The sequence below is a fragment of the Paenibacillus germinis genome, from assembly GCF_013141785.1.
GTDB lineage: Bacteria > Bacillota > Bacilli > Paenibacillales > NBRC-103111 > Paenibacillus_E > Paenibacillus_E phytorum.
In genome coordinates this window covers 12,680-35,100 of record NZ_WHOC01000111.1, presented here as the reverse complement: position 1 = coordinate 35,100, position 22,421 = coordinate 12,680, and the positions used below count along the sequence as shown (strand labels likewise).

The window sequence follows — 22,421 nt, the reverse complement described above, 5'->3', positions numbered from 1 at the left end:
TGAGCATTAAACGCTCTTTTTACGAAATCGAGGAGTTGGACTGTATCTTTTGTGATAATTCAAGGAGTAACAGTGCGATAGCCTTCGGGAATCGGCTGAATTGCATTTGATTTTGTTGGCATATTTACTCTCCCTCACCCATCTATTTACAGAAAAAGGATATGGATCAACCCCCATCCCTCATCATTCCGTCTTACGCTTCCGTAAGCTTTAAACCGACGACGCAGGCGATGACGCCCAAGATACAGAACATCCGCAGCGGTGATTTCGATTCCTTGAATAAAATCATGCCCACCACGGCTGCTCCAACCGTTCCGATCCCCGTCCAAACGGCATATGCGGTGGAGAGAGGAATCGTCTCTATCGCCTTCATCAGCAGACTGAAGCTGATAATGAATCCGCCAATGAGAATTACGTTATTAATGAAGTTGTTCTTCTCCGCGACTCTCTTGATTCCGATAACACCGACGATCTCCAGCAGTCCGGCCCCGATTAAATAGCTCCATGCCATTAGCGCTCACTGCCTTTGCTTGTATATTTCAATCCAACAGTAAACAGCAGCAAGCACAATATAATGCCCGCCTTTAGCGGACTAATGCTTCCCTTGGAAGCGAACGTATCGACGAGCAGCGTTCCTATCGTACCCATAGCGGCAAATACGGCATAACCCGTGCCGACCGGAATGAATTTAACCGCTCTTATAATTAAATCGAAGCTCGTAAGAAGGGCAATCAACACGACAATCGAAGGAATCTCCTTGTATTTGAATCCTGCTGCCCATACGATCTCCAGCAATCCGCCGATAACGACGTACAGCCAGGCTTTATTGACATCGCTCATTCTGTTGTCTCTCCCCTATCTTCCTTGTGCTCTTCATACCAGATAACTATTCGGTTGATATAATCCATCGTATCCGTGTCAACTCCATAAATTTTCTCAGTGTGGCTATCATCCGGGCGGACAAGGTTCCAATACTTCTCAATTAATTCATCGTTTCCTTGGAAAAACTCCCGCGAGACGTCGATCACCCGCTTGGCCAGCTGCTGCGATACCTGTGAATGCGGCGGTTCATGACGGTTTGCGCGAATATCGCCGAGCAGCCTAACCCATGTATCGGTTCTCAAGTTATTCTCACCAAGCTGAGGCAAATTATCGATGATAAGCAATTCGTCCTCCGTAAAATATTTCAGCCTGAAACTCTCCTGCTCCTTTCTCGAATCGTTCTGAATGGAACGAATGAACAGAAACAGATCCTCGGCGGTAAGTTCGCCTTTGATATCCATCGACTGCAGGGAGACGATGAGGATTTTCTCCAAATCGCCAAGCCGCTGCAGCTCGCTTCGGATCGCCCGCAGCTCCATCGTGACGGAGGACTTCCAGCGTTCTTTGCGCTCGCTTTCCGAATTGTCCGCCACCATGTTCTTGATCTTGGACAGGGTAAATCCCATCTTCTTCAACGCTACAATTTCATGAAGCCTCATGACGTCGGCCTCCGCATAATAACGATAACCGGCTTCGGTCGTAAAGGACGGCTTGAGCAGGCCGAGCTCGTCATAATAATGCAATGTCCTTATCGTAATACCGGTCTCCTTCGATAATTGCCCAACACTGTACACTAGAATCAGCCTCCTTGCGCTGACAGAACTGTTGGAAGGCGTTCCTTCCTCACCAGCATAAACTCTAACGTATACGTGAGAGTCAAGCGCCGATTGCACGAAAGTAAGAAAAGGACCCACCGGTTAATAGATGACGTGTGCGGCAGCATGAAGAAAACAATAACCGAACAGCATCCTGATTCGCTGGGTCAACGCTTAAAGAAAGCGATTTATAACCCAATTCGTGGAAAATAAAAAAAATCCTTTCTCTTGGTGGATATCTTAATAACATGGAAGCAATATGAATCGGCGATCATGAATTTGGACCTGAAATCGACAAACGAATCCATCCCTTTTTGAAACCTACAAACGATTCTTGGAGGACTGACGAAATCTATGTCAAAGTCAAAGGTCAGTAAGAAAATCACAAAACCGATGCTTGGTTTCAAATCATTTCTAACTGCAGAACAGACGTTAAAGGGAATCGAGGCTATGCATATGATTAGGAAAGGGCATTCGTCTGTCCTCTCTGCAGTTGAATGGCTTAATAAAATATTTGGTATTATAGCATAGTTAATTACAATTTATTGGGAAATTGCTTTTTTTCAATTCTTGCACTACAACCCGCAATTCTATTTGTCGTCATCTGAACCTTAGTTCGGATATTTAGTATATCGAATGGTGCACGAACGTAAAATCTAAGTTTTTTTGGAACGCTATGAAAAAATGGCTTTTTGGTTAACGACGTCAAAAAGGCTTGACCCCTGATAAGGTCAAGCCTTCCTGTAGAACTAATCGATCATGCCGGGGAAAATAGTCGATTGTGCTATCGACACCCCGTCCTACTAAGGCGCTCCTATTTTATTTTAGATGACTGAGCACCGCCCTCGGTTTCTGACCTTTGACGAGTGCCCCATCGCGTACATATCCTTCTTCACGTCCTTCTAACTTTCGAACCAGCCGCTCTCTCCAACTTTGTAAGCTCAGCTGCCAGGTTGGATCTCCCGTCTTATTGGACAGCTCCTCCGGGTCGAGAGTAAGGTCGAAAAGCTGTTCATCGCCAGACTGCGAATACCAGATGTATTTCTCCCGACCATTCGTTACGTAGTGGTGGGACAAGCCGCCATAAGCATGCTCCCCGTGCACGTACTCGCGCCATGCGACATCTGTACCTTCACGGCAGAGCGGCAGCAGGCTTTTGCCTTCAACCGAGTCAGGCACAGTCACATCGGCCGCATCCAGCAGCGTCGGCATAATGTCGCGCAGCTCCGTTATCCGCTCCTCTTCAGCACCACGGTTCAACCCCAGTCGGCCTGTATAATCAGTCACGATCAGAGGCACTTTCGCGCTCCCCTCGTAAGCGAGCGCTTTGCGGAAGAAATGATGGTCGCCTAGCATTTCTCCATGGTCAGAGGTGAACACGACGACCGTATTTCGCAGCACACCATACTCGCTCAACGCATTCAGCAGTCGTCCTATCTGAAAGTCCAAATGGGTAATAAGAGCATAGTAAGCCGCCTTGGCTCGATTCAGACGTTTCTTCGTCAGCTTGCTTATACCGGTCGTTGGATGGACCGATCCGTTCTCGGCGCTCTGCACATCTACCCAATCGCCTACCGGCGGATCCGGCATGTCCTCATTGAGGTACATGTCGAAGTAGGCCTGAGGCGGATCGAAAGGCGGATGCGGACGCACGAAGGATGTCCACAGGAAGAACGGCTTACTAGGATCGCGTCTCCGTAGGAAATCAATCGATTGCGTGACCGCCCAATTCGTCGGATGCAAACGCTCTGGGAGATGCCATGGCAGCGCGACTGTTGATGCATTACAATCGAGACCGTTGTCCATCAGATCGTACGTACCTGGCTCCGTATTCCGTATCCAATTCAAATAATCATCACATTCGTTGAAATGTTCCGCATGTGCTGTTCGGCTGTTGTCCCGGTTGTAATGCATGTAGCCATCGTGCAGCACTACATTGTGGAATCCGCATAAGTTGCGGGTCGGATATACATGCATCTTGCCGACACATTGCGTGTGATACCCCGCATTCGCCAATTCACCGGGCAAGGTATGCTCGTATGTCCATGGGATATGCTCTTCGTAACCTACTCGTCCATGTGAGCGTTGGCTCATGCCTGTTAAAAGTGCCGCCCGCGCCGGAATGCAGGTCGGCGTTGCCGAATATGCGTTACGAAACAACACACCGTCTTCCGCCAATTTATCCAGATTCGGCGTCTGTACGATCGGATGACCGAGTGCGCTTAGGCAGTCCCCCCGCATTTGATCCACTGTAATGAACAATATATTCGGTTTCATTCGATATGCCTCCCGTTATAGCATGAAGCTGGTAGATCCCGTTGAACCGTATCCGCCAGCTTCATCTTCTCAGTTACTACGCTTATTTTTTCTTCAATTTCTTCCACTCTTCGTTGGCTTGTTTTTCAATCTGCGATCCGCCCTGTTGATTGTACTTCAGCACGAACTCGTCAAATTTATCAATCGTCCAAACACCAGTTACAATCTTAACGAAGTATTCAGCCCACAACTTCGTTTCGAGATCCGGGTAATCCAGCTCAGCCGGAACTGTTTTCCAAAATGCGTTCAGAATAATATTTTTCGACGCTGTTTCGATACCATTTCGAACTTCCTGCGTCGTCCAACGTCTGTCAACAACGAATGCCATCCGGATCGGGTTGTTGTAGCCTTTCTTGTACAGATCGGCATAACTCGTCGATTGTGTAATCAGGTTCTTCGTCTTATCATACGTATAATCCGTTCCTTCAACACCGTACAGCCCTAGATTGAAACCTCCACCTTCGCTGTCATCCACCAACCAATCCAAGAAGCGGAACAGCTTCTCCGGATTTTGCGCCTTCACAGACAAAGCGCGCAGCGGAGCAGCAGCTACTGCATTCGTCTCCGGATTGCCCAACTTACCATCCGGCCCTTTGGGAGGTGCAATGAGGCTAAGCTTGGAGGCTGGGGTTGTCTTTTTTAATGCTTCCGAAGTCGGATTCGCTTTAGGGTCTACCAAATAGGCATCATTCTCGAATAAACCGACTTTCGAATTGATAATTTTCTCATTCAACTGCTTTGTTTCCATCACTGGGAAGTCGGGGTCAATCAAACCTTCCTTGTACCACTGCTGAAGCAAAGCGAGCGCTTGCTTCGTTTCCGGCAGGGTAAAGCCTTTTTTGATCTGACCGTCTCGCTCCGTCCAGAAGGATGGGATCACGCCGTAAGCCCCGAAGATCGAATTGTAGCGCGATAACTTGGTCCCACTTAAACCTAGGGTATCGTTCTTCCCATTCTTATCTGGATCTTTCGTAACGAATGCTTGCAGCACATCATGCATCTCATTCACTGTCGTAGGAGCCTTCATACCAACCGCTTCCAGCCAATCTCCACGTACTAGAACCGACGTTACGTTCGGGCTGTTGAATGTTTCGGATCTCATCCCGTTAGGAAGGGCGTATATTTTACCGTTAAATGTCACTTGATCCCAATAATACTGAGGAATCAACTTCATCAAGTGTGGCGCTTTTTTCAAATATTCGTCGATCGGCTGCACCAAGCCCTGCTCAACAAATCGGCTTAACGTTTTAGCGTCGATATCGAAGAAGTCCGGTAGTTCATTGGAGGAGGCTAGTAAGTTGAGCTTCGTCTGATAATCGTCCCCAGGTGCTTGCTGCGCGACATAGTCCACACCTTTCACACCAGCTTTGGCAGCGGCTTCTGTCAGTACTTTTCTTGCTTCCCCGCCATCGGCTGGGTATTCGGCAATTCCGCTGCTGCGCAAGAACTTATAAGTGACCGGCTTATCGACACTCGTCTGCTTCGCATCTTCCTTCGTTGTCTTCACAGAGTCTCCGCATCCAACCGTTGTTACAGCTAGAATCGCTGCACCTGCTAATGCTGCTGGCATTTTCCATTTCTTTTTCATATACCAAGACCTCCCTAGTCATTTCTAAATTTGATCTACCTTACGATTTGACGGAACCGAGCATAACACCCTTCACAAAATATCGCTGTAGAAACGGATAAATCGCTAAAATTGGAATAATCGAAAGAATAATCGTAGCAGCAATAACGGATTCCGTAGAGGAGTCGGCCAATTGCCCCGTCTGCTCGGCAAGCTGCTGACCCGAAATAATTTGCCTAATCAACAAAGGCAGTGTCGTTTGCGACTTGTCGTTCAAATAAATGAGCGCCTGGAAGAAATTGTTCCACAGCCCGACGGCAATCCAAAGCGCCAACGTCGCCAAAACAGGTTTGCACAAGGGTACGATGATGAAGAGATAAATACGGATCGGGTTGGCGCCGTCCATCACAGCCGACTCCTCAACCTCTTCCGGAATCCCACGAATAAAGTTTATGACAATAATAACATTGAAAGCGGTTACTAAGTTAGGAAGAATAAGCGCCCACAAGGAATTCAGCAGACCAAGCTGCTTCACGACCAAGTATACAGGAATCATACCTCCGCTGAAAATCATCGTAAAGACGATCAAGCTCAGCCATAGGTTTTTCCATGGCAACGTTCGCTTAGCTAGTGGATACGCCATACTCGACGTGACGAACAAGGATAATACCGTGCCCACAACGGTAATGAAAATGGTATTCCCATAGGCGACCCAAATGTAGTCCGAGGACAGTACACTTGTATAAGCCTGTATCGTTAATCCACGGGGCCAAAAGAAGAAGCCTCCTCGTAGCGCCTCCGCCTTCGAGCTTAAAGATAGCGAAATTTCGTGCCACAACGGATACAGTGTAATGGCGCTCAGTAGGAGGAGGAACAGGCTGTTCCCAGCATCAAAAAGTATGGATGAAAATCGTTTTCTCATAGGCACCTCACCATATTCCACGCTCACCCATACGTCTAGCCACACCATTTGTGACAAGCAGCAGTAGTAAGCCTACGAAAGATTGGAATAACCCGGCGGCTGTCGCGAAGGAATATCTTCCCATCGTTAAGCCAAGTCGATACACATAGGTGTCCAAAACGTCAGACACGTCGAAGACGAGCGGATTATATAAGATGAAAATTTGCTCGAAGCCAACATGAAGGATCTGCCCGGTACGCAAGATAAGCAGAATGACGATCGTGTTGGTAATCGAAGGCAGCGTGATATACCTTACCAAATGAAAGCGATTAGCACCATCCATTCGCGCTGCTTCGTACAACTCTGGATTAATGCCTGAGATGGCGGCCAAATAAATAATCGTCCCCCATCCCATCTCCTTCCACATCTCACTGAGTACAAGAAAGCTGCGGAACGAACCGGGATCCATCAATGGTGATGTCTTCATGCCCAAGAAGCTGATCAAGCCAGAGCCCGATGAGAATAACGAAAACAAGATACCCCCTAAGATTACCCATGACAAGAAATGAGGGAAATACACGATCGTCTGCACCCAGCGTTTGAAGGTCGAATTATACACTTCATTCAACAACAAGGCGAGAACAATTGGAGCTGGAAAATTAAAAATGAGTTTGTAGAAGCTGATAATGATCGTGTTCTTCATCGCGGTCCAGAAATCCGGAGCCTCGAATAAAATGCGGAACCATTTCAGGCCAGCCCAGGGGCTTCCCATGATCCCCTCCAGCAAGCGAAAATCTTTGAACGCGACTGTAATGCCAGCCATCGGCCAATAATGAAATAAAGCGAAGTACGCAAGACCCGGCAGTAGAAGAACAAAGTAGTATTTGTGCTTGCTCCATTCTCTCCATTGCCTCCCTAGCTTGGTTACTGGCTTTGTGCTAGTTGCAGGGACCGAAGACATTCCGTTCACATTCCAACCTCCTTTTCATATGTCGCTATGCTTGTTACATCACGTGATTGCACCTTTAGCGTAACCGCTTCCAAAAAAACAGTAAATCCCCACTCTACGATCAGAATGGGGAATTTCCGCTTTATTTCAGGCTATGTTCGAAAGTGTACATCGGCATCCAAAAGGCTACATCATCTTTTTACGGTACTCGCCAGGGGTAATACCCTCGTATTTTTTGAAAAACCGAATGAACGTATGCACGTCGTTATAACCAATTGCCTCGCTAATACTTTGCAGCGATTTGCTGGCATCCCCTAGCAGCCTCTTGCCCTGCTCCAAACGGTATTCTGTCAAATATTCCAATGGGGCTTTGCCTGTTTCCGCCTTGAACAGTCGGCCTAAATGTCCGCTGCTGATTCCTACTGCTTCAGCAACATCCGAAATGGCGATATTGCGTTCATAATGCTGCTCCATGTACATCAACGCTTCTCGAATATAAGGCGGAAAGCTCCGCTCTTTTCGAACTTCGTGGACATAATCCATCATTAAGTCGAGGGTAGCATGAATATAGGATTGTAGATCGGTGCTATCTCGGTATTTCTGCAAATTCAGCAAGCTTACTTCATCCATTAGCTCTCCAATATCGTAACCTTCCTGGACGAGCGAGCCCAATGTATGGCTCATTAGCATCACAATCATCTGCTGCAGCTTTGGCAGCGAATAGCGATTCTGATGAATATATTTCTCGAACAACTGCGACACCAAATCTTCAGCTGCTTGGCGGTCTCCTGCCAATATCGTGTTCAGAAACAGCTTTTGGTACGACACCGGATAGTCGAACTTCAGCTCTTCCCGAGTTCCATCTGCATACACCATATCCGAACTAACTAGAAATGCTTTGTAGGTAACAGCTCGGCGAGCCAGCTCATAGGCTTCATGTACCATTTCCAATGATCGAACGCCTCCGACCACGGCATGAAGCCAAACAGACCAACGATCTTGCGCCTCACTCTTCATTTGACGGTAGCACTGCTCCAAACGCTCTTGATCCTCTGCTTGAAGCACCATCGAAGGCAAGTTGAGGATGAAGCCAAACATGCTCCGGTCTATAATCGTCCCAGCCACTGAGAAGTGGGAGGTCAATATCCCCTCTGCCAAACTGTACAAGTAAACACTATTCCCCTGCTCATCTTCCCGGACACGTGTTTCTGCGGCTATGAGGAGGACAAGAAAATTCGGATGTTCGAAACGAAGCCCTGTCTGCGCGAATCGTTCAATGACATCATGGTCGTTGGGCAAATGATGATGCAGGAGCTCCTGTACCAAGTGATCCCGGATGATCGGCACATTTTGCCTTACGGTTGAAATCAGGTTGCCAATGGCATCGTCCACGATACGGAAATCATCCGTTTTGCCTGTATCGAACGGCCGAATCACGAATTCTCTCAACTGCTCGGCCATCCTTCGCCATGGATCATAAAGAATGGAGGCGAATAAGTAAGAAACACCTAATCCCGCAAGCATAATCAGAAGCAAAATAAACAGTGCACGGCCCACATCCACTTTCATCTGATCGCTGTACACATGATAGGGTGTCAACTGCAACGTAGTCCAACCATACGTTAGACCTTTATGTGCCGTTACAAAATACCGGTCGCCAGCAATCGTCATGACATCTGTCCGCAGCTCTCCCAGTGCTAGATGCTGAGCCAGTCCTTCGGCATCCAACCCTTCGATCGAATGGGAGATGAGCCCGTTCTGAGGATCAAGCACCAACGTAGGCTCCGCTGCATCTGTTGGCAGGTTAAGCAGCGTTTGTATAAAGCTTATCTTTTGAATGTCGATGACGAGCATCCCTAGCGGCGTTTGCATCGTAGCCGGAATGGATCGAGCAAAGGTGAGCATCTGTTCATCTGGCGTTCCTGAGATCCCTTTTACCGTACGAACGCCCGTCCATGAAGTGTGCCGTTCTTTCGATTGTTGTCTTAGGCTCGTAATAAAAGCGCTGTCATAATAATCAGATGTTTTGTACAGCCCTTCATTTGTCGTCAACACCATGTCGTTTTGGTAAATATACAAGGCAAGCGAATAAAAGATCGAATTGGACGTTGTCCATCCACGAAGCTGTTCTTTAATAACCGAATAGTCGTAAACCGAAAGGTCATACGGGCGGTTTAACAGATCATAAATCGAAGGTGTCAAGGAAAGCTGTGTCGCAAGTTGATTCATATTTTCACTCAAACTGTCTATATGGCGTCCGATCCGGTCCAATCGATTAGCTGATGCGTTCTCAATTTCACTCGTCAGCTGTTTCGATGACCTATATAAATTGAAGGAAAGGAATAGGACTGCCGGAATGAGTATCGTAACAAAGAACAAAATGAGATGCTTGCGAAAGGCAGCTTTGCGAAACAGTTTCTTCGGTTTCCACTTCAAACTAGTTCCTCCTTACTACTTGCTTCTAAACCTTTTGTTTATAATATCATGCTCGAAAGGAAGTCGCACGCAGCAATCTCAACGCTTAACCGAATGACTTCAACGAACGTACAGAAGGAGCAGCCAGTTAAGCGTCTTGGTAAGAAATTACCGTCTCAGCGGAAACGGTGAAATTTCCTTGGGTCACATCAACCGACTTTCCCCCAAAACCAGTCCTCCTAACTCCGAAGCTATTGGTGGTATTGGACATTCCTTTCTTTTGCAGGGTACTCCAGCTTCGTCAGCCAACATGCTATACCATCTGTTCCGGGTTTGGCCTTCACATCCTCCGCACCTATCCTCACGGACTACTCACTATGTGTCAGCTATGCACTTCCGTCACCTCGCGGTGAACTAGAGACTTTCACTTCTTAGTCGATTGCACTTCCAAGCGCACAAAAGACCGGAATCCCATATCCCATGGAGTCCCGGTCTTTTCATTCATTAACTAAACATTCTCCTGCAATCGCCCATCCCGAAAACGTACCACTCGCTTCGCCTGCTCCGTAATCAAACGATCATACGTAATCAAAAAAATCCGTCCTGCCCTGCTCATGAGCGTAGCTGCATAAGAATCTCGTTCTCGATACAGCGAGCCGCGAAAGTCGCGAGCTTGGTCCCTTTGTTCGGCGAAAACGACTCAATCGCCTTAATCAATCCAATGGTCCCGATGGAGATCAAATCCTCCAAATCTTCTCCTGTATTGTCGAATTTTTTGAGGTTGTGTACACAAAGCAACGTAGTAGGCAGGACACCGTCAGTGTCCGTTTTCCGGAATATGTTCAATTATCGTATTAGGAGAACCCTTTCCTAGGGCTTCCTAGCTATTTTTGAACCCAGCTGTATGGATAATTTTGATCCTCTAGGTGTGCAGCTCCTTTCACCACACTTAAGGGACGGAAAGTATCAATCATAACCGCTAACTCTAAAGTCTCTTTTTTTCCGATGCTGGCTTCAATTTTACCTGGATGCGGTCCATGAGGAATCCCTGACGGATGCAAGGTAATCGAGCCTTGCTTAACACCTTTGCGGCTCATAAAATTGCCTTCGACGTAGTAGAGCACTTCATCACTGTCCACATTGTTATGATAATACGGAGACGGAATGGAGTCCGGATGGTAATCAAACAATCTCGGAACAAACGAGCAAACGACAAAGTTATTCCCTGTGAAAGTTTCGTGAATGGGTGGCGGCATATGAATTCGACCTGTTATCGGTTCAAAATCTCCAATGTTGAAAATATAAGGGTACAAATAGCCGTCCCAACCAACGACGTTCAATGGATGATAGTTGTAGATATGGGAGTGCAAATACCCTCTGGTTTTGGTTCTAACCTCATATTCGCCGAAATCCGTATGGCATTCCAATGTTTCAGGCAGCCGAATATCTCTTTCACAGAAAGGGCTATGCTCTAGAAGCTGTCCATGCTCATTCCGATAGCGCTTTGGTGTGCTAATCCAACTATTCGTTTCTACGTTCAAAAATTTAGAATCACCTGGCTCCGGAACGATCCGATAAATCGTGCCCACCGGAATCACGATGTAATCCCCTGGACGGTAGCTGAGTGTGCCAAACATAGACTCAACTTTTCCCGTCCCTCGATGAACAAACAACAATTCATCCCCGTCCCCGTTGCGATAATAATAATCCATGGTTTGGGTCGGATTGGAAACGGATATTAATATATCTTCATTCCCAAGCATGTAGTGCCTGCCGTTTACCGCATCTCCCGTATCAACGTACTGTCCAGCCAGAAAGTGCCTGTATGTCAGAGCTCCTTGTTCTTCAAACTCTATCTTAAATGGTGCATAGATATCGGCCTTAACGATGTCCGTCGGAGCGGAATGATGATAAAGGATAGACTGTATGCCCGAAAAACCCTTTGTCCCCATGACTTGTTCCCGGTACAAAGAACCGTCTTGTTTCCTGAACTGCGTATGTCTTTTCTTGGGAATCTCGCCCATATGGTGATAAAAAGGCATATTAACTCCCTCCTAAGAGTTTTCGTAAGAAAGCTTGCTTCGTAAGCATCAATTTAGAATTGCCGGCAGCACACGACCGGTTACCTCCCCGAAGCCGACTCTAAAGCCGTCTCCCTGACACCAGCCGGTGATCGTTAAACAGTCGCCATCCTCCAGCCAAACACGTTCATCGCCATTGTCCAATTGTAGCGGATCACTACCACGCCATGTCAATTCCAACATACTGCCTCTTGATTCCTTCTCAGGGCCGCTAATCGTTCCGGAAGCCAACAAATCCCCTGGACGTAAATTACAGCCGCCTATCGTATGATGAGCGATCTGCTGTGCCATCGTCCAATACAAATTGCTGAAGTTACTAGCCGAGATACGGGCCGGTCGCTTCATGGATTCACTCTGCAAATTAACCTCTAATTGGATATTAAAAGAACCTGGGCTGTTCTGCCGCAAATATGGAAGCGGTTCTGGATCCTGCTTCGGAGCAGGAACGCGGAATAGCTCCAATGCTTCAAGAGGCACGACCCATGGCGATATGGAGGTAGCGAAATTTTTAGCCAGGAAAGGTCCTAGCGGCTGGTATTCCCATGACTGGATATCCCGAGCGCTCCAATCGTTTACGAGTACAAGCCCAAATATATAATCTTCGGCTTCTTCAACAGAGACCGGCACACCTTGTTTATTCCCTGTTCCTATCAGACAGCCCATTTCCAGTTCGAAGTCCAGCTGACGGCTTGAGCCGAAGATAGGCGCAGCCGAGTCTGGCGGCTTCATCTGTCCTTGAGGACGGCGAACATCCGATCCGCTGATAACTACAGAGCTGGCTCTCCCGTGATAACCCACAGGCAGATGCAGCCAATTCGGCATAAGCGCATTTTCCTTACCGCGGAACATAATGCCAACATTAGTTGCATGGTCTTTTGAAGCATAGAAGTCCGTATAATCGCCAATCTCTGCAGGCAGCAGCATCTCTACCTCGTTTTGAAAATATATGGCGGTGGATCGCAGTTCTTCATTATCCCGTAAAGTCGGTACTTCCGCATCCAACAGCCGCCTAATGGTTGCACGAAGCTCCTTCCAAACTGGACGGCTAAAAGACATTAGCGCATTCAACGACGGTTGACTAAAAATGTTTTTACCGGACACTGCTATCTGGTCAAAACAGCCGGCAGTGTCTAGTACGGACAGATCCAGCACATACTTTCCGATCGCAACGCCGATTCGCGGTAGTCCGCCTTTTAGAGGGCGAAATACACCATATGGCAGGTTTTGTATAGGAAAATGCGAATCCGGCTCCACTTGTATAAAAGAACGGACCATGGTTTAACTCCTCTGCTCCAGTAATTGAAATTCTCGCATCTCGTCACGCGGTTCATCGAAGCTGCAGCTCCCATAAGAGCATACTCCCTCATTGCGATAGGCCTGGATTTCAAAAGAAGTCATAGAGAGATGCCTCCAATGCAAGCCGTCATTTGAAAATTTGAAGCTTTCCGGAAGCTCGTCTTCAAGGATTTCCGCAATATTTTGAATCTCCAACTTGTACGAGTAAGCCAGTAATCCCGCAAAAAACACATTAAGAAATCCATGCATCTTCGTCTTAACTTCATTGCGGTACATGCGAACAGGATGATGCAGCCCTGCTGTAAATTTCAATGAGAGCTCTCTGTCCCTGCACCCTGCCAGTATAAGGGCAACCTGATTGGCTGTAGGGAATGCATCGGCTGTAATGCCTCCGGTTCTTAGTTTAATACCAAAACTCAATCCACTTGTTTCATTATATGCAGCAATTTCATCCAAAGCAGCGAGCATTCTTGATTCCCATTCCGCATTTAACGCATACGTCAATTCGCAGAATGTCTGCAACCCGTGCTTAGATGTCCCTCTTCCGATCGCCTCCAGAAGATGAGCTTGTAACGGAATCGGCGGCAGCGGTAAATCGAGCACACCAATCTGGGCTAGTGCTTGAAATTGATCTCCTAACGATTGAATCTTCTCGAGGCTCTCCGCCAACAGTTCCTTACATTCATCAGCATCGCTGCTTCGATCTCCAATGACCGACAGCATAAGTGGATGATCTCTCGAAAACAATGGCATATAAGGGACTAGTTCTTGCAACCGTGAGACAGGGATAATAAATTTGCCTATCATCCAGCTATCTTGATCGAGACTATATGCTTGGTAATTCCGGATTGCTGCTTCAATCGGCAGCCCTGCCGGAGGAAAAAGCCCCGCATAATCAATTAGCTTCTCCATGAATAGCCGAACGCTCTGGTACATCGCCGCGCCTCCTAAGATTAAATAGTTTCGGGGTCCCCGCAAAGTAATCGGAATAGACTTCGAAGGCATACGTCACTTTGTGGGGTAATTTATAGATTCCCACGGCGCGCCTGTTCTCTTTCAATCGATTCAAACAATGCTTTGAAATTGCCTTCTCCGAAACCTCTAGATCCTTTGCGCTGGATGATCTCAAAGAATAAAGTAGGACGGTCTACGACAGGCTTTGTAAAAATTTGCAATAAATATCCTTCATCATCACGATCAACCAGAATCTTATTTTCGTGAAGCTTTTGAATGTCTTCATCGATCGTACCTACCCGAGCGGAAAGCATTTCATAGTAGGCATCCGGAGTGTCAAGAAATTCTACGCCATTAGAGCGAAGCTTATGCACTGTATGCACGATATCGTTTGTCAAGATCGCTACATGCTGAACACCCGCGCCATTATAAAATTCAAGAAACTCTTCAATCTGCGATTTGCGCTTTCCGGTTGCCGGTTCGTTCAGAGGGAATTTAATGCGTCCTCCGTTATGCATGACTTTCGACATGAGCGCCGAGTACTCCGTACTGATATCCTTATCATCAAAATGAATCATTTGTGTAAATCCCATAACGTTTTCGTAATAGGAAACCCACTCTTCCATCTGTTCCACATTTCCAACAACATGATCGACGCCAATCAGGCCCGCTTCCTCATAAGGAATCATGTGATCAACCTGATGATAACCAGGCATAAAAATCCCCTTGTAATTCTTTCTATCAACAAGCGTATGCACCGTATCACCATAAGTACCTATGATTGCTTTTATGACTGTACCGTTTTCATCTGTTAAAACTTGCGGCTCCTGAATCGGGATAGCCCCCCTTGAGATAGCCTCCATGTACGCCTTTTCAACGTCTTCTATACGAAGTGCAATGTCTTTTACTCCTTCGCCATGCTTTTTCACAAAATCGCTGATCGGATGATCATCTTTCAACGAACCGGACACGACAAACCGGGTTTTCTTCTGTTCCAGCACATAAGAAACTCTATCCCGCTGACCAGTTTCCAACCCGGCATAAGCAACAATCTTGAATCCGAAAGCTTTGCTCAAAAAGTAGCTTGTTTGCTTGGCATTCCCAACATAATATTCGACATAATCAAAGTCATGAATCGGGAAGAAGTCCTGCTGCTTTCCGTTTTTGTTCGAAGCTTCCTTTTTCATTATCTTTACAGCCTCCTTGGGAATAATATCCTTTTTCTTCATTTTGAGTATAGTGCGATTCAAAAAATCCTGCAAAAACATACGATAGAGTATACACGTGTCGACGCACATCCGCTTTAACCTGATAAATTGCTTGTAGAGTGTATCAAAATTCACACTTTAATTTCTCCATCATTTTTCCGTCCTCCTAAAGCATATGATTTTGCCGTTCAAGATGACAAACTTCTATGTTATTGGATCTTTAACAAAAAAGAAAAGCTGCCCCGAAAGTGAGCAATCTCACTTATGAGTCAGCCTTTTTTTGTGTTAATAGAGCTATTTCAATTTACGTTTTAGGGTTCTAGCACTCAAAAGAAGGTAAATCGTTTACTTGTAATCCTCAAGGCTCCACAGAAGAATTATCCGGATACTTTTCAAGTTGTTCTTCATCTTCTGCGGCTCTTATCTCTTCTCTTGTTAAAGTAATTACTTCTCCGGTATCAATTTCATTAATTAGATCTTCTAATTTCATCGGTGTCTTTATCTCCATTTTGTTCCTACCCCAACACTGAAATCCCTCTTAAATATTGTTTTTTCAAAATACCATAAGCGACGTATTGGTTATGCAAGCTGAATTTTCGAAAAAAATGCCCTCTGTATTTCAAAATTGGTTTTATGGTACGTCCGAACGTTCATTTTCTCAAGTCAGCTCATTTTTGAAATTTTTCATAACTCAAAGAAAAACACCGCTTCGGAGCCTTCTACTTTTTCACACTATAGCAACTATGCCGATGAGATGTGTTTCAAGCATTCATGTTCTTATCATTGTAATGCAGATTCGCCGGATACCCGCGCTTTATAATGTGGCGATACCAAAAACGGTTTACCCGCTTGGCTGAGCAGACGCTTGCCGTCGGTAAGCCCCGCTCCTCTTGGTACCAGCTCTGCAATCAATCTGTCCCTCCAACGCTGCAGCTCTAATTGAGCCCCTGGTTCATTGGAAAGATCATGGCATTCACCAGGATCGACATTCAGATCAAACAATTGTTCCGTATCCAAACGTGGAAACCAGATATATTTCGTGCTTCCGTCCGTCACATACTGCATCTCTTGTTCCTCCGAATAACAAGTGTTATGTTCGCCATGAACATAAGAACGCCAATCCGTTCCATTGCCTACAATGAGCGGGACCATGCTTTTACCATCCACTGAATGGGGAGTATCCACTCCCACCGTATTCAATATAGTCGGCATAACATCCTGAACGGTAACAGGTTCACTTATTCTTGCCTTACCTTTGCCAAAGACTGCCGGCATTTTAATAATCATAGGAATGTGTGAGGATCCTTCGTACGCATAGGTTTTTCTCCACAGATGGTGATCGCCTAACATATCGCCATGATCCGATAAAAACACAATCATCGTGTTATGGTAGACGCCCTCACGTCGCAAGCAATCCAGCAAACGGCCTATCTGGTGGTCTATATGATGAATGAGCCCGTAGTAGCCCGCACGAGCACGCCGAATTTCCTCTGGCTTTCGTATCCCTCTCCAAGCGACGGGACTTGCTGCGTCAACAGGCTGATCATGCATCGAAGCCCAGCTCCCAACAACTGGCATGGGAATTTCTTTATTTTGATACAGATCAAAGTAAAAAGGGGGCGCATCGTAAGGAGAATGCGGTCTGGCAAAGGAAGTTTTAAGAAAAAAGGGCTTTCTGGGATCTCTGCGCTTAATAAATGAAATGGATTCATTAACGGTCCAATTCGTCGGATGAAGAAACTCCGGAGCATGATAAGGTCTAGCCATCCAGGAATTCCAATGGATTCCATGATCGACAAAATCATAAGCTCCGGTCTTATGTTGGTCAAACCAGCTTTTGTAGTCAGAAACAAAGTTAGGATCCTCAATTCGACCTGATTCGTCTAGGATCGTGTTATGAAAGCCGTTTAATGCCCGTTGAGGGTAAAAATGCATTTTCCCGACGCCCTGCGTATGATAGCCGGCTCGGGCTAATTCTCCGGGCAATGTGTGAGCAAAGCCAGTTTCCATCGGTCCCTGCCCTCCACCCATCCCCAAAACGCCGGTATGCCAAGGGTCCATTCCTGTCATTAGACTTGCTCGGGTTGGAACACATGAAGGTGAAGGTGTATAAGCGTGTTCAAAAACCGTACCTTCCGAGGCCAGAGCGTCCAGATTAACAGTTTCGACTGTGTTATTCCCATAGCACCCTAATGTATCCCATCGTTGTTGGTCGGTCATCAGCAACAGAATGTTCGGTTGTTCTACAGACATGAAATCACGCTACCTTTTATAGATTTACCAATTCGATACTTTTCCTGCTGAGGGATGGTCCGTATGGCAGTGAAGCTCCAGCAGCTGCAGGTGCATCGCTGTCTGAATGGGAGCGGCTTGTTTCGTACCGGCGATATTGTCTGTTTCGTAAGGATCGGTTAGATGATCATACAATTCACACTCGCCGGTCGAAGGGTACCATGTATAACGGTACTGATCGTTCCAGAGGCTGAAGTTATGATCTGACGGCTTATCGCCATAACATGTGACTTGAACCGGATGTGACAGCCTCGTCCCCTGCAGAAGTGGCAATATGCTACGTCCCTGTACGCCTGCCGGTGCCTGAATACCTACCAAATCGCATAATGACGGTAGAATGTCCACATTGCTTACCGCAGCATCGCATGTTTTTGGCCAAACATCCACAGTTTGCGGGACTTTCATGATCAGGGGGATATGGTTCAAGGCTTTGCAGCCATGCTCGGATTTGAACACCAATCCGTAATCGCCCAAATATTCACCATGATCGCTGGTAAAGAGAATAATTGTATCATCTGCAAGGTCGAACTGCTCCAACACAGAAAGGATGCGGCCGACTGAACGGTCGATCAAATGAATCATTGCATCCGTATATTGTCTGGCTAAACCAATAAAGTCCGAACCGTAACGCTGACTGTACTGAATCGCTTCTTCCTGATATAACTGCCTCTGGGAACCAAGAATTTCCCCTGCCCCCTGCTTGCGTTCATAGGCAGGCATAATCTCTTGCCCCGCGAATAGATCGGCCAACTCTGTGGGTGGTGTAAATGGGAAGTGAGGATCGGGGAAGCCGAGAAACAGAAAGAAGGGTTTATCTTCACCAGCCGTGTGACTTAGATATGAAATGGCCCGATCTGCAATCCATGTCGAACTATGTGCTTCAACCGGAACAACACTAGGATAAAGCAGCCCATGGTTGGAACTGTTTCCGCGATACTCGCCGGACCTGACTTTTGCAACAACATCCTGATATTCACGCTCCAGCCACTTACCGTAATGCCCCGTATAGTTTTCACCGTGCCCAATCGTCATCTGAACCTGCTCGAATCCGTAATAAGGCCCGCTCCACGTATCCATATCCTCTTCCGCCCAGCGTATCCGTGATTCCTCGAAATGACTGCTCCGGGGAGCATTGGTACATGTGAAATGAAGCTTGCCAATCGACGCTGTGCGATAACCCGATTCGCCAAACACATCGGCCATCGTAGGCACATGGCTGATCGTGTTCGGGCTGATCGATTGTCCACCATTCATCGGATGCTCTGTGATTTGGCTGCCCCGCGGGATTGCGACGCCGTTCGCATACACGCCATGCCCATTCGGGTAACGTCCGGTAAAAAATGAAGCCCGTGAAGGCATACAAACTGGATGGGCGCTGATATGCCGATGAAATAACGTCCCCTGCGAAGCCAGACGGTCGATATGCGGTGTCAGAGCATAACGGTTTCCGGTGCAGCCGAGACTATCATAACGCTGCTGATCCGTATGAATAATGAGTACATTCGGTTGTCTGCGACTTTCGCCTTGCTGCTCCATTACATCTAATCTCCTGTCTATTAAGCATGATGCAGCCTTGGCATCCATAAGGGCTCTTTGCCCATTTCTGCCCATAGAAACGAAAGCAGCAGCTCCGATTTGATGCGCTGATAGGGTGGTGCATCCCATTGATTATAAAGCTCTCCCGGATCGTCCTGCAGATCAAACAGTTCCCCATAGGAGCGGTTATAGTAGACGGTTAGTTTATATCTATGATTCACGTAGGTTCTCACATGCATCGTGGTCGGTTCATTACGATGCTCGCAAATGATATGATTTCTTGCTTCGAGTTGTCGGCCGAGCCATACGTTGCTCTGATCCACACCGGTCATTACCCTTGGAATAGAATGGCCTGCAAAGCTTAAGAACGTCGGAGCCAAATCAACGAGAGACTGCATCGCACCAGAGACCGTGCCGGCAGGTACTTCACCCGGATAACGGACGATAAAGGGAATTTTCAACAAATCTTCGTAATGAAACGCACCCTTTAACTGCAATCCGTGCTGTCCGAAGAAATGACCGTGATCTGTCGTGTAGACAACGATGGTATCTTCCGCAAGACCAAGCTCATCCAGCTTATCCAGAATGCGGCCAATGTATTTATCCATAAAGCTGATCATGCCGTAATAAACCGCCATATTCTTCTTCTGTGTCTGCTCCGGAATCAAGTGGCTGCTGAAACCATGAACCCCTTTTCCCGTTTCCTGATAAGACGAAAAATCGGGACTGGCTTGCTGTGTTTTACCAAAATGAGGCGGATTCCGCTCGTGTTCACCAGGCGTAAGTGCCGGCAGCGTCAGCTTTTCGGGATCGTACATGCTGGCCCACGGCTCCGAAACCAGATAAGGCGGATGAGGGTCGGGGAAGCTAGCCCACAGCATAAACGGTTGATCCTCGCTTTGAAATTGTTCCAGATAGGCATTCGTCCGCTCCGCAATCCAGTTATTATAGTGAACCTCCTCCGGCAGCGACCAATGGTGCTCCGTCCCATAAGGCAAGGTGCCCGTCGGTTCCGCGAAATGAGCTTTCCAGTCAAATCCCTGTTCCTCCATCCATATGGCGTAATGCTGTCCAGCTAGATGTTCATGCGCATGGTTGCGCAGCATTTCTACATGCTTGAATCCGTAGAAAGGTCCCTTAAAGCTCTTCCAAAACTCCAAATCCTGAAGCTGCTGCTCGCACTCTATCGAAGGATACATTTGCGTTGAGACCAATGGCTGAAAGTGACCCTTACCAATGAGTGCTGTTTCATATCCACTGGCTTGCAGCTCTTCTCCCACTGTCCGTGCATCCTCAGGCAATTTGGTTCCCAATGCCCAAGCACCGTGCTGACTGGGATACATCCCCGTAATGATCGAGGAGCGGCTGGGTGTACAAGTTGGGTTCGGACAATACGCTCGATTGAACACAGTGCCTTCCTGAACAAGCCGATCCAAATTCGGTGTCGAGATTTCGTGATTGAATGCACCAATGGTGTTCCAGTGCTGCTGATCACTTGTGATTAACAAAATATTCGGTTTCTTCGCCATTGCCATTTCTCCCTGTCTGGATTGATAAAGGATGTCCCGATACCGCAAGAAGCGAATACCGGGACGATAAGAATGTGCGTTTATTTGACGGCTTGATAACGGGTATAAGCGTTTTGGTAAATATCCATCATTTCCTTCAGTCCCATTTTATCCAGCTTACTTATATATTCGTTCCATTCCGCATCCAGCGTGCCATTCATAACCCACTTCGTCTGCATCTGTGTAATGTAATTGATGATATCGGTCTTTAGCACTGCTACCCTTTCGGAATCTTTGGTATCCAGCAGCATACTTGGCAGTATCATTTTTTTCATAAATGGCTTATAGGCCGCCAAATACTCAAGTCTCTTTTTTACCGATTCATTGGGCTCTATCTTGCTTGCCGTTGCCTGCAGGATGGCTTTGGCCGAAGTATTGCCCGGCGCTTCACTGGTGCGGAACTCATCAAAGCTCATACCCTGGGGGGTTGGCATATAACCGTAGGTGCCATCCGCTTTTTCTGTTATGGTGACACCAATAGGTCCATTACTCCATTGCAGTGCATTCTTTTCCTTATACAATTCATTAATCCAGCGAAGAGATGCTTCAGGGTTCTTGTTCGAAGAAGTAATCGCAAATCCAGCCCGGGTGAAGTAACTTGCCTCATATTCATTGTAAAGTTGAGTACCGCCTGGGCCCTTCAATGGTGGCAGCGCTATGTACTGATCGGCATACTCCGGACCAACAACGTTCGTTGCAAGAAAACCGCTAAATGCTCCATATACGGGAGCTCCCTTGCTGCGTCCCTTAGCAAAATACACATTACGGTCATGTGTAAAAGCCTCCTGATCGATCAATCCTTGCTTGTACAATTGGTTCATGTACTTAGTCGCTTCCTTGAAGCCCGGCTGCACAGTCGTTAAAGCGACTTTATTATTTTCGACCATGATGTGCTGTCCATTGTCAAGTGAACCGAAAGCTCCACTGAACGAATAAATCCCGTTTAAAGCATTACCGTATAAAAAACTGAAAGGAATCTCATCTGGCTTTCCATTCCCATTCGGATCTTTTTCCTTAAATGCTTTTAATACCTGTTCAAATTGCTCGGTTGTCGTCGGTACTTGCAGATTTAATTTGTCCAGCCATTTCTTATTGATGAACGTGACCTCACCAATCATATTTTCTTTGCCTTCCTCGATGCTCGGAATTGAATAAATATGCCCATCCGGCGCGGTGATGGTCTTCTTAATGCTCGGATTCTTATCCATCATCTCCTGAATGTGGGGGGCGTACTTCGGTATCAAGCTCTCCAGCGCGATAATCAAACCCTGCGGGCCATACCGAATCAAATCGTCATCCGATAAGCTCTCCGGGCCGAAGAACGCATCAGGCAGATCACCTCCGGCAAACATCAGATTCTTCTTCTCTGGGTAGCCTTGTCCTGCGGCTGTAGCATCCCATTCGATGTGTACATTCGTCTCATTCTCAAAATTCTTGATGACCTGCATCTCCCCATGTGGTTTCTTCTGCTGGGCCGCTTTGGTCGTCACCATCTTAAGCGTCAATTTCTCCTTCACAATTGGCAAACCTGTCGCGTTTAAATTAGCAGGCTCTTTCCCATTGTCTTTACCCTTGCTTGAATCTACATCCTGTCCTGTGGAACAGCCGGAAAGCAGAAGCGCAGAAGCAGTCGCGAATACAAATCCCGATCTCACAAAAAGTTTGGTTCTCATATCGATAAGATCCCCTTTCGATTATCCA

The 22,421-nt window shown here is 46.9% G+C and carries 17 protein-coding genes and 3 pseudogenes; 2 read left to right on the top strand and 18 right to left on the bottom strand.

Annotation, left to right across the window (positions count from 1 at the left end; all coding sequences use genetic code 11):
* Window positions 1–193 precede the first annotated feature (193 nt).
* Genes GC102_RS21960 through GC102_RS21950 form a run of 3 tightly spaced genes read right to left on the bottom strand, consistent with a single transcriptional unit; the run spans window position 194 to window position 1,616 of the window.
* Entirely contained in the window at window positions 194–511 is a 318-nt protein-coding gene (locus GC102_RS21960; RefSeq protein ID WP_171691387.1) for a DMT family transporter, read from the bottom strand.
* A complete protein-coding gene (locus GC102_RS21955; protein WP_171691386.1) occupies window positions 511–840 on the bottom strand; it encodes a DMT family transporter in 330 nt (109 codons plus the stop codon). The genes GC102_RS21960 and GC102_RS21955 overlap by 1 nt, the downstream gene beginning before the upstream one ends.
* Complete coding sequence (locus GC102_RS21950) at window positions 837–1,616, bottom strand: MerR family transcriptional regulator (protein ID WP_171691385.1); 780 nt, start codon at window positions 1,614–1,616, stop codon at window positions 837–839. The genes GC102_RS21955 and GC102_RS21950 overlap by 4 nt, the downstream gene beginning before the upstream one ends.
* 293 nt (window positions 1,617–1,909) lie before the next feature.
* Here GC102_RS21950 and GC102_RS21945 point away from each other — a divergent pair.
* A pseudogene (locus GC102_RS21945) lies at window positions 1,910–2,011 on the top strand (IS6 family transposase); the annotation flags it as partial.
* Between the two features lies 1 nt (window position 2,012).
* Window positions 2,013–2,168 (top strand): annotated as a pseudogene (locus GC102_RS21940) (IS6 family transposase); the annotation flags it as partial.
* A gap of 288 nt (window positions 2,169–2,456) precedes the next feature.
* Here GC102_RS21940 and GC102_RS21935 read toward each other — a convergent pair.
* The 15 genes and pseudogenes from GC102_RS21935 to GC102_RS21870 all read right to left on the bottom strand — a co-directional run bounded on the left by GC102_RS21935 (window position 2,457) and on the right by GC102_RS21870 (window position 22,393).
* Window positions 2,457–3,914, bottom strand: a complete 1,458-nt coding sequence (locus GC102_RS21935; protein ID WP_171691384.1) for an arylsulfatase — start codon at window positions 3,912–3,914, stop codon at window positions 2,457–2,459.
* A gap of 82 nt (window positions 3,915–3,996) precedes the next feature.
* Window positions 3,997–5,541 carry a type 2 periplasmic-binding domain-containing protein gene (locus GC102_RS21930; RefSeq protein WP_171691383.1) on the bottom strand — a complete coding sequence of 515 codons (1,545 nt, stop codon included), beginning with the start codon at window positions 5,539–5,541 and terminating at the stop codon, window positions 3,997–3,999.
* A gap of 40 nt (window positions 5,542–5,581) precedes the next feature.
* Window positions 5,582–6,442 (bottom strand): carbohydrate ABC transporter permease, encoded by an 861-nt coding sequence (locus GC102_RS21925; RefSeq protein ID WP_171691382.1) that lies wholly within the window; start codon window positions 6,440–6,442, stop codon window positions 5,582–5,584.
* A gap of 7 nt (window positions 6,443–6,449) precedes the next feature.
* A complete protein-coding gene (locus GC102_RS21920; RefSeq protein ID WP_171691390.1) occupies window positions 6,450–7,382 on the bottom strand; it encodes an ABC transporter permease in 933 nt (310 codons plus the stop codon).
* A 174-nt stretch (window positions 7,383–7,556) separates the two neighbouring features.
* Window positions 7,557–9,806 (bottom strand): AraC family transcriptional regulator, encoded by a 2,250-nt coding sequence (locus GC102_RS21915; protein ID WP_171691381.1) that lies wholly within the window; start codon window positions 9,804–9,806, stop codon window positions 7,557–7,559.
* Between the two features lie 594 nt (window positions 9,807–10,400).
* Window positions 10,401–10,580: pseudogene (locus tag GC102_RS21910) on the bottom strand (sigma factor); the annotation flags it as partial.
* Between the two features lie 89 nt (window positions 10,581–10,669).
* Window positions 10,670–11,827 carry a homogentisate 1,2-dioxygenase gene (locus tag GC102_RS21905; protein WP_171691380.1) on the bottom strand — a complete coding sequence of 386 codons (1,158 nt, stop codon included), beginning with the start codon at window positions 11,825–11,827 and terminating at the stop codon, window positions 10,670–10,672.
* Window positions 11,828–11,875: 48 nt separating this feature from the next.
* On the bottom strand, window positions 11,876–13,141 hold the full coding sequence (fahA, locus tag GC102_RS21900; protein WP_171691379.1) for a fumarylacetoacetase: 1,266 nt from the start codon (window positions 13,139–13,141) through the stop codon (window positions 11,876–11,878).
* 3 nt (window positions 13,142–13,144) lie between these two features.
* Window positions 13,145–14,098, bottom strand: a complete 954-nt coding sequence (locus tag GC102_RS21895; RefSeq protein WP_171691378.1) for a hypothetical protein — start codon at window positions 14,096–14,098, stop codon at window positions 13,145–13,147.
* 89 nt (window positions 14,099–14,187) lie between these two features.
* The gene (gene hppD, locus GC102_RS21890) at window positions 14,188–15,303 is read right to left on the bottom strand and encodes a 4-hydroxyphenylpyruvate dioxygenase (RefSeq protein WP_171691377.1); all 1,116 of its coding nucleotides are present in this window, start codon (window positions 15,301–15,303) and stop codon (window positions 14,188–14,190) included.
* 379 nt (window positions 15,304–15,682) lie between these two features.
* Complete coding sequence (locus tag GC102_RS40105; RefSeq protein ID WP_281367690.1) at window positions 15,683–15,814, bottom strand: hypothetical protein; 132 nt, start codon at window positions 15,812–15,814, stop codon at window positions 15,683–15,685.
* Window positions 15,815–16,104: 290 nt separating this feature from the next.
* On the bottom strand, window positions 16,105–17,577 hold the full coding sequence (locus tag GC102_RS21885) for an arylsulfatase (protein ID WP_171691376.1): 1,473 nt from the start codon (window positions 17,575–17,577) through the stop codon (window positions 16,105–16,107).
* 24 nt (window positions 17,578–17,601) lie between these two features.
* A complete protein-coding gene (locus GC102_RS21880; protein WP_171691375.1) occupies window positions 17,602–19,152 on the bottom strand; it encodes a sulfatase family protein in 1,551 nt (516 codons plus the stop codon).
* A 20-nt stretch (window positions 19,153–19,172) separates the two neighbouring features.
* A complete protein-coding gene (locus tag GC102_RS21875; RefSeq protein WP_171691374.1) occupies window positions 19,173–20,681 on the bottom strand; it encodes a sulfatase family protein in 1,509 nt (502 codons plus the stop codon).
* Window positions 20,682–20,761: 80 nt separating this feature from the next.
* Window positions 20,762–22,393: a type 2 periplasmic-binding domain-containing protein gene (locus GC102_RS21870; RefSeq protein WP_171691373.1), complete on the bottom strand. Its 1,632-nt coding sequence runs from the start codon at window positions 22,391–22,393 to the stop codon at window positions 20,762–20,764.
* Window positions 22,394–22,421 lie beyond the last annotated feature (28 nt).